This window comes from Rhizobium halophilum, assembly GCF_021648825.1.
Taxonomy (GTDB): domain Bacteria; phylum Pseudomonadota; class Alphaproteobacteria; order Rhizobiales; family Rhizobiaceae; genus Neorhizobium; species Neorhizobium halophilum.
The window spans coordinates 20,459-32,359 of the sequence record NZ_JAKJHS010000018.1 but is presented as its reverse complement, the minus strand read 5'-3'; the positions used below and the strand labels follow the sequence as shown (position 1 = coordinate 32,359).

Genomic DNA, 11,901 nt, shown 5'->3' with positions numbered 1-11,901 from the left:
AGACTATCATCATCGCAACGCTCGTCGCAACAGCCGCCATGAGCTCCGCCTCCACGGTCTCCGCCGACCCTTCGAAGGGGTTCCACCAGGAGAAGGGTGACAACCAGGGGAATAACGTCGGCCGCTAATCCGACGCTCCCAAGCGAATGATCAACCGCCGATTGCTGCGAAGCCATTGAGGAGGGCCGTCATTTAAACATTGGAGCTCGTGTGCAGGGTTGCAGATCACCCCCCACGGAGCCATGGCTGTGAAGTTCCACCGTAAGCTGACCGGGCGCTTGATCCGAGAACCGGCCCGGCTTTAGCTGTCGTTCGTGTTCTCTTCCCAGTGTCGGCTAGCATCGGCCCCTATCCAGACCCGACGAGATCGCCGCTATATTAGTTGATCGCCTAACCAGCTTCTGCAAGATCAGACGCTTCAAGAGACAGCTGTTAGTAACAAGATACTAGAAACCGAAAGCATCTTCAGCGAGTCCGTACTTCTTCAGCTGAGCTTGGCTTGAGGGGTCCAATATTCATCTTGGGAATCAATGGTGCCGACGTGGAGCCGGTCAGCAAAGTCAGGCACGCTCGGCACTCCAATATAGAACCCCTGCCCCATACGAACATCAAGCTTCTTGGCCAGCTTCAAATGCTCAGAACATTCAATCCCCTCAAGCAGGACTTCCGGTCCATGGTCATTGACGAGCTTTACGATGTTCCTGAGCATGACGAAACCTTGCTGTGATGCACTCGCGTGTAGAAACGATCGGTCAATCTTCACCACGTCAAAATTGATTTGCCGTAGCAAGGATAGGCCGGCATATCCTGTACCGAAATCGTCCAGCCAGATGGCCACCCCTAGCCTTCGTAGCTCTGCAATGCACTGCAGTGCGACCGGCTGGACCTCCAGCTTTTGTCCTTCGGTGATCTCGAAAGCAAGGCGCGCGCCGCTCACTCCCGTTTCGACGAGGATAGCCTCCACGGATGCTGCAAAGCCTGGCGTGTTCAGCTGGACGGGCGACACGTTTACGCTAGCCACACTCACTCTATCAGTCGTAAGGAGCTGCAAACAAACTGTCCTGATGGCCCAAAGCCCGAGCTCAAGAATTTGCCCGCTCCGTTCGGCGGCTGCGATGAAAAGCTCGGGCGCCATGTGCCGCCCGTCCAACATACGTAGCCGCAACAAAGCCTCAACGGTATCTACTGCCCCCGAAGGGATCCACTGAATTGGTTGGTAGGCAAGCGAAACCAGCTGCTTGTCGATCGCAATATCATGAAGCATTGACGTATTCATGCTTTCCTCCTCCCGCTGGGAGTTGAGACTTTCAAACCCGAGCATCCCATCCACATGCCAAAGGCGTGCCATTGTTCAGCTCGTGGCCTCCCGGACTGCTCACCTCCCAAGCCGGCAGGGTGGGAGGTGGCGCGTTCTGGATAGACATCACGAGGCCCGCTCGGGATATGACCGATAATTGACGTCAAACCTCAGGGCTTCATCTTGAGAGACGAATTCAACCTCCGCTCCGCAAACATCGCCATCAACAACACGGACGACGTTCTTCCACTGGTAGCCCTGCAGAGTCCGATACAAGTTCAGCGCAATCACCATTTTTACCATGTACAGCTGCGCGGTGCTGGATTGGTCTTCGTTCAAATTGTCCGGGTCAAGCAGGTCGCCGAAGTGCAGGCTACCCGTCAAAGGCCTCTGTAAGAGACCTTGGATTTGTCCACGAACGACATGAGGGTCAATGTGTACAAATATTGTGCTATTTATAGTCACCGCGCACCTTTATCGATATCCGATCCCGACTGATTGTTGTGAGAGAACGGCCGTTTCTAACTAGCGTCCAGTATTGGCTCGCTATGGGATCTATCTGCGATACCCTGACCTCTGTTAGTTGATATATGCACGCTGACAGCATCGTTCGCATTCCTCTACGTCATCCCGATTTATTTACACCTCGGCACGGTTTACTCAGCAGGACGAAGTCGCCCATAGTAGCGTCGTGATGTGCTGCTAAAGCAGCCACGAGTTTACGCACTGAAGCCGAGAACCGGCTGAATTCCCAAGCGCAGTTCACGCGGGTTACGAGGGATAGTTGAGTGCTGATGCATCACGGATGTGTCAGTTCCTCGACTTACTGTTACACAGGTAACTGATGGTCGGGGCACGCGAGAGGGTCGAAAGCAAACAGCTGTCAAGTCCCCTACCTGGGCCTCACCGAAATTTGCGGCATCTGTGGACTTGTTGCGTTGTTAAGGTGCAGGCCTCGGTAGCCTTGTTCTGGAATATTGTAGCCATTGGCCACCCACGTCGCCGCGTGTGACATCTGCAACCAAACGCGCTCACAGCTAACCTGCCTGCAACGCAGAAGGCTATCCTGCTGCCAGCAGTGTTATACCATCTTCTGGAGTTTCTAATGTTGAAATTTGTGGCACTGGCGGGCTCATTGATCCTTGCGACCTGTGCTCAAGCGAATGCACGCATGATTGTTGATGATGGAGGAAGGGACGTGGAGATCCCGGACACTATCACGCGAGTTATGCCTGCGGGTCCGCCAGCGTCGGTCCTGGTCTACGTGCTGTCACCTGAGAAACTTGTCAGCTGGACACACGAACTGACGGAGTCAGACAAGCAGATGTTGCTTCCCTCGACCCGAACGCTGCCGGCTAGCCCCAAACTGGCCGTTGCAAAAGACAACCTGGATGTAGGGGCGCTTTTAGCCACACGTCCGGACGTGATTGTCGACGTTGGCACAGTGAATAACGCATATATTTCCCGTGCAAACGAGGTGCAGGAGCGCACTGGCATTCCTTACATCTTGATCGACGGAAGCCTCCGAAGGACATCTTATAGCTTACGTCAGCTGGGGGCAATCTTGAACGTCTCTCCTCGCGCCGAAGAATTGGCTCGATACGCCGATAGCCGCTTCGCTGACTTTAGGGATGGTCTGGCTGCCATGGGGGGGGCATCGCGACTGGCGGTGTACTATGGGCGAGGACCCGATGGCCTCCAAACGCCCCCCAGTGCCTCCCTCAACGGAGAACTCCTTGACCTGGCGGGCGCCAACAACGTCGCCCCGGTAGAAGAAACAGAGGGGCTTTTGCAGGTAACGCCGGACCAAGTCCGAGAATGGAACCCTTCGATTATCCTCGCCGGGTCACCGATATTTGCCTACCAACTCCAACATGATGAGAAGTGGGCTAAACTCGATGCGGTGAAAAACGGGAGAGTTTATCGGGTGCCTGCAGGTCCTTTCGGATGGATCGAATCGCCACCAAGCGTCAACAGGCTCCTGGGTCTCGTCTGGCTGAAATGCCTTCTGTATCCCAACGTGTTTCGGGTCGAACTCGCGAGCGAGGCCCGGAGCTTTTACAGCCTGTTCTACCATGTTGATCTTACACAAGCGCAGCTTGACGAAGTCCTTCAGGTGCCTGGATCGCGGACACCGTCGTGCGATTAACCACACACCTGTTAATTCACTGCCGGTCGCGACCCACTGAAGGTGAGCGGCGTGTCGGCATCTAAATGATAGGTTTTCCGCACACCCGACGCGGACGTAGCAAAAAGGGCCGCCGTGTACTGTGCGACTCCGACGAGGTTTCGAACGCGCAAGAACGATTTCGAGTTCCGTCTCAGGCGGGTCGTGGCTGCTCAGGTCTGTTACGGATGTATTCAATTCAACGTAGCTGAAATGTCCAAGACATACCTGCCGCGAAGAACCGGCGATCCGCAAGTCTGTGGCGCTGAATTTCGGCACGCTCCCCAACGAGGACGCAGCGCCTGCAGGTGGCGATAGGCTGATGCGTGTGACCAGTAAGGAGCTTGATTTGAAGCACATTCTTCTAATCGATGATGATGCAAGCATGCGCAGTTTGCTTACCGACTACTTGTCACAACATGCCTTCCGCGTTACCGGGATTGGTGACAGCGGGCATCTCCCTAGGATCCTAGGATCCGACCCTGTAGATCTGGTAATCGTCGACCTTAATCTTGGCCATGAAGATGGGTTGGAAATCATCCGAAGGTTGTCAACGAACTCTGATGCTCCGGCCATTATTATCAGTGGGGACCGAATAGAAGAGGCGGACAAGGTTGTCGGTCTTGAGCTTGGCGCGGTCGATTACATAACCAAGCCCTTCGGAACTCGAGAGTTTTTGGCGCGTGTTCGAGCATCATTGCGGCCACGACAGGCTATCTCCAGCAAAAGGGAGCGACGGATCTACTCGTTTGGCGACTGGGTCCTGAACATGAAACTGAGGAAGCTCGTCCTCTCAGGCACTACTGAAGTCAAGTTGACCGCGGGCGAGTTCAACCTGTTGACGGCCTTCCTGCGCTCCCCCCGCCAGGTGCTGTCGCGCGAGCAACTGCTGGCGGCAAGCCGCGTACATGACGAAGAGGTCTTCGACCGCAGCATCGATGTCCTAATCCTCAGGCTCCGCCGCAAGCTGGAGGCTGATCCGTCTCGCCCTCACTTGATCAAAACAGAGAGAGGGGCGGGCTACGTCTTCGACGCAGACGTCACCTTGACTGACCGAGCGTAGGATGGCTGTTGCAGACCATCGGCGACAGGCTGAGTACCCACAGGTGCAACAACTCCCTCGCCTCGGGACTGTACCTGCTACCTGACTTCGCCGGGACCTTTGGGATTCGATCGATTTCATTCGTAACGCCAGGGGCTGCGACTGAAATTAGCGCGACATCTTAAGACGTGATGCTCCATTTGGGTATGGGTGGTTGGGAGATTGCAATGGGGGCCCTTCAGAGGAAGGCTTCAATGGGAGACGGTAATCTCGACGGTGAGGACCCATTCCCGCGGAGGACCAGCAATTTCCGCATCATTGGTCTTGTCTCCATAGGGGGCGCGTTGGTCTTTTATGATTTCGTCGTCTTCGCATTTCTTGCGCCAGTGATTGGCAAGCTCTTTTTTCCTGTCAGTGTAGCCTCGTGGCTCGCCACGGTGCAGAGCTTTGGCGTATTCGCGGCAGGTTATCTCTTTCGACCGCTCGGGGGGATAGTTCTGGCACACTACGGTGACTTGTTTGGCCGCAAATATATCTTTGCCTTTTCGATCCTGCTCGTTTCAGCCGCAACCCTCGGAATTGCCGTTCTGCCTACCTATTCCACGATCGGGATTGCAGCGCCACTGCTGCTGATCCTGCTGAGGATAGTTCAGGGCATTGGTATTGGGGCGGAGGTGCCAGGGGCATGGACTCTGGTGGCGGAACAATCGTCGCCACAACGCATGGGGCTTGGCTGCGGCCTCATCGCCACTGGTCTGTCAGGCGGGATCTTGATGGCTTCCGCTATCGTCGCTTTCGTGACATGCGCATTCTCAGACGCACACGTGGAAGCCTTTGCCTGGCGAATACCGTTCGCTCTGGGTGCGCTGCTTGGCGTTCCGGCCATCTTCATTCGATGGCGGTTGAAGGAGTCGCCAGGCTTTACGGTTCACCGGCGCCGTCACGTGCTCATCCCGGCCTCTCCGTTAAAATCCGTTCTCTGCGAACATCGTCATGCCGTCGCTCTGTGCATGCTGAACACATGGATGATATCAGCCGGGATCCTAGTCACGGGACTGATGACGGCATCGCTCTTGCAGACCTCCTACGGAATATCAGCCCAACATGCATTGTGGGCCAGCAGTGTCGGAACCCTCGCTTTCATGTTCGGAACATTGGTCTATGGCGCCATGATTGACCGCTTCGGGATCGGGCCATGCCTTATCGGAGGCAGTATTCATTTCGCTTTCGCGAGCTATACCTTCTACTCGGTGGCAGGTTGGTCGCTACCGCTTTTGTATCCGCTTTACGCTTGGATGGGATTTGCCGCCGGCCTTATCGCGGCCGCGCCTTATATCATGGTCCTGTCTTTCCCGCCCCGGGTAAGGATGACCGGCGTGTCGTTTTCTTATAACATTGCCTATGCGTTCTTTGGAGGCCTGACACCGGGGCTCATTGCATGGCTGGTGAAGCTGGATAGAATGGCACCTGCCTATTACCTGCTGTTCATTGCGTTTCTTGCCTGTTCTATCGGTTGCTACGTCTCTCGCCATCCGCAGATCCTGCAGCCTCATGCCGAGCCGCTCCACTAAAGTGCATGGCTGCCGGCAACGGGCGATGTCCAAGCGATTCCATCAGCATTTCTGCAGCCCGGAAAAACGGGGCTGCCTGCTTGTTCGTCAGGCTCTTGCGCTACAGCAACGGCGACGGGTGTCAAATGACACCGGGAAGTGGGCCGGGGGGCAAACGCGTGAAACTAGACCCTTTCGCCTTCAAACGGCAGCGGTATCGAGCGGCGGAGAATGTGCCATGATTTGAGCGCTTCATCAGTCCCTCACCTTTTTGGAGGGGGCCCAGTTCTATCGGTCCCTACCGGACCAGCTTTGCACGGCGCCTGACAACGCCTTGGACTTATTTCACCTGACCGAGCCCCTATGAGCGGCCCCGCAATTTTCCCATGTTAGGAGAAGCCATCGATCACCCGCCTGACTATGAGCACATTTCTGCTCTTGGGGACAAAGCATTCCCAGCCTTTCATGCCACTATTGAGGCATTAAATCAGCCGACTACCGTCCGTCCTGGCCTTCCTCGCCAGCAAACCAACGATTGGACACCGGCCCTTTAGCGATGAAGATCCGAAATTAAGCATCAGCTTCTATGTGATTGAGGCCACGTGGTGGACGCGGTTTCCGCCTATCTCATTCGTTCGGTCAGCATCTGATCGTCTGGCAAGGTGCACGTATATGCAAGTAATACCAAGGGATGGATCATTGAAACTCACGTTCAATGGCCTGTCAAACCTGCATTTGCCAAAGTGCTTGTACCGGCCGAGGCTTTCAGTCCCCTCCCACGAAAGCAGCACGGCCCTCCCGCCGCCGGGCAACGGTCCCCCTCCCGTTGCCCGGCTGGGAGAAAGTGCGGGCGATCAAGACTTCAATCTCTCGAGGCGAGGATACACCCATGGAATTCAATCCATCACTCTCTCTTGGCAGGCGCCACAGCTCTCGCGTTCGCCGTTCTGGGGCCTGTGGCGGCTCAGGCTGCTCCTGCAAACACTCCTAGCATCAGGCTTCCGTCCTAAAGGAGCCAAGCCCATGTCTCACTGTGAGCGACCCCGCCGTACGAGAGAACTGCCCAAAGCGCTTCCCGCAAGGCTAGGGGCCACCACCCCCTCTTGCATATGTCATCAAATAGTTAGGTCTCGAAACTGCAGCGAAACAAACGCCCATAACAACCCGGAAATAGCCGTTGAGCATCGCAGGCATCGCAATGGCTCGCGGCTAGGAAACACGACGAGTGATGTTGTATCTGGAAGGCAAAGACCAGCCGTGAAACACGTTCTTTTGATTGATGACGACGCAGCCATACGATCTTTGCTGAAAGATTATTTGTCTCAACATGCTTTTCGGGTAACCGGAATCAAAGACAGCGAGCACCTGTTGCGAATCATGACAAATGACCCCCCTGACCTAGTGATCGTGGATCTTAATCTGGGGCACGAGGATGGTTTGGAGGTAGTAAGAAAGGTGACTACCTCGTCGGATGCCCCGGTCGTCATTATCAGTGGCGACAGGCTGGATGAGGCGGATAAGGTTGTTGGGTTGGAACTTGGTGCCGTTGACTACATCACCAAACCGTTCGGTGTCCGTGAGTTGCTTGCCCGCGTTCGATCCTCTCTCCGCAGGGAGCTAGCAAGGCCTAAGGGGGCGAAAGACCCAAAGGCCTACTACTTCGGAAATTGGGCGCTCGATGTTAAAACTCGCCAGCTCCAAGGAGCTGACAATCATAAAGTGAAGCTTACCGCGGGTGAGTTCAATCTACTTCGGGCATTTCTCGGTTCACCGAGACACGTTCTGACGCGCGAGCATCTGCTGTCTTCCAGCAGAGTTCACAGTGATGAGGTTTTTGACCGGAGCATTGATGTGTTAATCCTCAGGCTTCGCCGAAAGCTAAACGAAAACCCTGCGCGGCCCGACCTGATCAAGACGGAGCGTGGTGCAGGCTACATCTTCGATGCAGATGTTTCGGTCGACCGACCTGTGAGCGTCCCGAGTTGAAAGGCCTAAGAGGGTTAGCCCTCCCCGCGGTAGCGTCGCTAGTTCTACTTGCGTCATCACTGCCGCAGGCGGCGGAGGAGCGCGAAGCCGCAATCGATATGAGGCGCGAGCCGCTATCGCCACTGCCGGCCGCACCCGTGCTCAGCGAAGCCAAGGTTCTACTTGGGGGCCATCTGTTTCATGATCCAATCCTTTCCAGGCGACAAACCCTTGCTTGCAGCTCCTGCCATGACCTTGCGACTGGCGGAACGGTCCGTGTTAAACGGACGATCGGCTATGAAGGGCGGATGCATGCCTTCAACGCGCCGACGATCTTCAACGTAGGCAACAATTACAGACTTGGCTGGCGGGGCAAACATACCTCCTTAGAAGTTCAGAACGAGAATGTCCTTCTTGACGCCAACCTTATGGCAAACGATTGGGAGACGCTAATACCGCGACTGAGCGCTACACCGTACTACCGAATGCAGTTCATATCGGTGTACGGCAGCCAGCCACATCGGGAGGCTGTTCTGGACGCGCTTGTCGCCTTCCAGCGGTCGCTGGTCACGCCAAATGCGCCCTTTGACCGCTTCCTGCAGGGTGAGCATGACGCGATCACGCCAAGGCAGCGGTATGGATACAAACTTTTTAAGGAGTATGGCTGTGTCTCGTGCCATCAGGGCTCAAACGTTGGCGGCAACATGTTTCAGATTTTCGGGCTATTCGCAAATCCAGCGACTGTCGACCTCCCCGCCGCGCAGCCCCCTCAGTGGCCTCTGAGCGCAGTGGAACAGGATCAAGAGACATTTCGCGTGCCCAGTCTCAGGAATGTGGAGGTTACGGCTCCATACTTTCACGATGGCAGGGCCGAAACTCTGGATGACGCGGTGTCAATCATGGCAATTAGCCAACTTGGACGAGAACTTGCAACAGATGAGATAGACGCAATCGTGTCCTTCCTCAAAAGTCTGACCGGAGACTACAATGGCAAGAGGCTTGAAACCTCGGTCCACAAAGATCGGCGTTGAAGCCTGGCTAATTGCAGTTGCCACACTTGCAGCAATTTCCTTAGCAGTCATTGCAGCGGGCCGAGATGCAGGACGGCCAACTCATGAAGCGGTGATGATGACGCTTCGCGCCATCGACGTGAATCATGCTTCACTGCAGCGGGATGTGCTGCGTGCACGGGCAGGTTTGCTGATGTCTTACGATCCTCTTGTGGATTCGGTTGTTGCGTTACGAAACACCGTCGCTACGCTTGCTGATTTACTTACTGGATCGAATTTCGAATCGAGCGAAAAACTTGAGCAACTCCTGCATGATCTCCACGCGGGAATTGAGGCCGATGAGTCGCTTGTCGAAAAGTTCAAGACACGAAACGCTCTGCTCCAGAACTCGATTTCGGTATTCGGGCAAACACTCACGGGGCTTCACCAATCTCGCAGCCCAACCGTGAAACTGGCTTTAGTGGAGGCAGGAGATTTGGGGAACTTGATGCTTGGGTTTTCCACCGCTCCGGATCCGGATCTGAAGGAGGCGATCAACATGCGCCTTAACCAGTTGCAGAGATCCACGGTTGTTTCCCCCGCAGCCAAGGAGGTGCAGACCCTTACCGCGCATGCCAACATGATCCTCTCCATACTACCGACCGTGGACGCTAAGGTCGCTATGCTTCAAGCCTCGCCCACTCCGGCACGGGCGGGGGCACTTCAGTCGGGATACCTTGAGGAAGCAGCACAAGCGAACTCAAGCGCGGCAGCAAGCCGTGTGCTCCTGGGGGCAACTGCTATAAGCCTCTGCATCTATGTCTTCGTGCTCGTTTACCGGCTCCGCAATCAGACGGAGCGGCTAAAAAGACTGCTGCATTTCGAGCAGGTGATTGCAAATATCAAGGCTGATATGTTCAACGCCGCGCCGCATGACTTTCCGGATTTCATGGAGCGAGCTTTGAATGTACTCAACTGCTTTTTTCGCGCTGATACCTGTGGGTTCGCTATTGTCGACATAGATGCCAAAGAGATCCGAAATTTCTATAGGCTGAATGAAGAGGGAGAGGCAGGCAGTCGAGAGCTGTCTCTGCAGTTTGCCACCTTTCTACAAAGCCATGATCATTTGCGTGCGTCTGGCGCTACAGACCATGCGATGTATCTGGATCTCCTTAGGCCGGACGAACTCACCTTTACCAGAAACTCGATCATTTCTGGCTTTATCCTGGGCTCGCAGTTGCCGGATGGGCATGTCGCGACGCTACTTCTGCTATTTGATATCCCTCGGCCGAAGCTTGGGGCAGACGAGATCGCGCTGGTTAAGGCGAGCCTGCAAATCCTGATGGAGTTTGTTGAAACAGACCGGCGTCAACAGGAGCGCGACGCGCTTGAACATCGCCTTGAGCATTCCCAGCGACTGGAGGCGGTTGGTACGCTCGCAGGTGGTATAGCCCACGAATTCAACAACGTTTTAGGGGCGATCCTCGGCTATGGTGAGATGGCGCTGCAATTGCTCCGTAAACCGTCGATGACGCGGCATTACGTGCAGGAGATCCTAACGAGCGGCGAAAGAGCGAAACATATAGTCGACCAGATCCTTACGTTCAGCCGTAAAAGAGAACGCGCAATGAAGCCGTTCAACGTCTCGGAGGCGGTGGCCGATATCATGCCGCTCCTCCAGGTCACTCTTAGGAACACCGTTACTCTGACCGCTCATCTGTGTGAGGAGCCTGCCGTCATTGAAGGGAACCCAGTGGAGGTGCATCAGATCGTCATGAACCTTTGTAAGAACGCGATGGAAGCGTCTTCACGAGGTCAAGAAGTCACGGTGGAGGTGAAACACGTCATAGAACGCAGGAGACGCGTTCTTTCGCATGGGGAAATCTCGCCCGGAACTTATGTTTGTTTGTCGGTGCAGGATCGTGGGCAAGGCATTCCAGACCACGTACTTCCCCACATCTTCGAACCATTCTACACTACGCGGTCGATGTCCGGCGGCACTGGACTTGGCCTTTCTGCGGTCCACGGAAGCGTTTCCGCTTTCGGCGGAAGTATCCACGTGGAAAGCTCCGCCAGTTCGGGCACGCGCTTTGATCTCTATTTTCCAGCAAGCTCCCTGCCACCCCTTCCGATAAGAAGCTTCTACGATGACCGCGCTGTGCCCACGGGCAACGGCGAGCGGATCATGATACTGGAGAAGGACAGGTCACTGCTCGAAATGTACGAAGAGAAGGTGGCGGCACTTGGCTATGAGGCCCTCGGTTATTCGGACCTTTCCGGCTTGGAGGATGCAATCAAACATAACGGAGCTCCACCAGACCTCCTCATCATTGATGCAAGTTCTGTTACTCCTGAAGGCATCTTAGGCAGCCTGAGGTCTACGCTGCCTGCCGCCCGGTATCTTCTACTCGTAGAGGATGACAGAGGTGTCGATCCAAGGGAGTTTTATTCACTATTGAAGAAGCCCTTCAGCTCACAAGCCCTCGCATACGCTATTTCTGATATTATTCACCCCTCTTCTTGAGACGTGGCCCAGGTACGTAAAGGGCAGAGAGCGAAACGCCGCGAGTTGGCGCAGGAGAGCGCTTAGCAGGATCCAGGTCAACAGTCCGCCACGCTCTCTGACGCAGGCGCAGTGATAAGCGCCGCTACTGGTGTCACAGGCACCAACAGAGCGTGACGAGGATCGGTTTTCCGGCGCGAGGGCAAATTACTCCCGGGGGCGCTCGTCATGTAGGTGTGGCCGTAGACCGATCGACGCCTGAGAGCTTCGCTGCCTTCGAGGGCGCTGTTCTACCGTGGGTGAACTCTAACATGCAATCCGCTAAGGCCGGCAATTGGTACTACCACCATTGAGGCAGTAGTCTGCAGACAGCAGTGCGTCAGTTCCC

Annotated in this window: 8 protein-coding genes; 6 read left to right on the top strand and 2 right to left on the bottom strand. The window is 55.3% G+C overall.

The features are described from left to right. Window positions 1-484 precede the first annotated feature (484 nt). Together LXM96_RS20160 and LXM96_RS20155 are read right to left on the bottom strand one after the other, a co-directional pair. Window positions 485-1,348, bottom strand: a complete 864-nt coding sequence (locus LXM96_RS20160; RefSeq protein ID WP_240000355.1) for an EAL domain-containing protein — start codon at window positions 1,346-1,348, stop codon at window positions 485-487. Between the two features lie 75 nt (window positions 1,349-1,423). Further along, window positions 1,424-1,681, bottom strand: coding sequence for a hypothetical protein (locus LXM96_RS20155; RefSeq protein WP_240000354.1), 258 nt, complete (start codon window positions 1,679-1,681; stop codon window positions 1,424-1,426). Window positions 1,682-2,402: 721 nt separating this feature from the next. Between LXM96_RS20155 and LXM96_RS20150 the strand changes: the two genes are divergently transcribed. The 6 genes from LXM96_RS20150 (at window position 2,403) to LXM96_RS20125 (ending at window position 11,534) form a co-directional block, all read left to right on the top strand. Beyond that, window positions 2,403-3,446: an ABC transporter substrate-binding protein gene (locus LXM96_RS20150; RefSeq protein ID WP_240000353.1), complete on the top strand. Its 1,044-nt coding sequence runs from the start codon at window positions 2,403-2,405 to the stop codon at window positions 3,444-3,446. Window positions 3,447-3,813: 367 nt separating this feature from the next. Beyond that, window positions 3,814-4,527, top strand: a complete 714-nt coding sequence (locus LXM96_RS20145; protein WP_262913777.1) for a winged helix-turn-helix domain-containing protein — start codon at window positions 3,814-3,816, stop codon at window positions 4,525-4,527. A gap of 233 nt (window positions 4,528-4,760) precedes the next feature. Next, window positions 4,761-6,077 carry an MFS transporter gene (locus LXM96_RS20140; protein WP_240000352.1) on the top strand — a complete coding sequence of 439 codons (1,317 nt, stop codon included), beginning with the start codon at window positions 4,761-4,763 and terminating at the stop codon, window positions 6,075-6,077. 1,236 nt (window positions 6,078-7,313) lie between these two features. After that, window positions 7,314-8,042 carry a response regulator gene (locus LXM96_RS20135; RefSeq protein WP_240000351.1) on the top strand — a complete coding sequence of 243 codons (729 nt, stop codon included), beginning with the start codon at window positions 7,314-7,316 and terminating at the stop codon, window positions 8,040-8,042. 98 nt (window positions 8,043-8,140) lie between these two features. After that, window positions 8,141-9,052: a cytochrome-c peroxidase gene (locus LXM96_RS20130; protein ID WP_240000358.1), complete on the top strand. Its 912-nt coding sequence runs from the start codon at window positions 8,141-8,143 to the stop codon at window positions 9,050-9,052. After that, the gene (locus LXM96_RS20125) at window positions 9,009-11,534 is read left to right on the top strand and encodes a two-component system VirA-like sensor kinase (protein ID WP_240000350.1); all 2,526 of its coding nucleotides are present in this window, start codon (window positions 9,009-9,011) and stop codon (window positions 11,532-11,534) included. Before LXM96_RS20130 ends, LXM96_RS20125 begins: the two co-directional genes overlap by 44 nt. Window positions 11,535-11,901 lie beyond the last annotated feature (367 nt).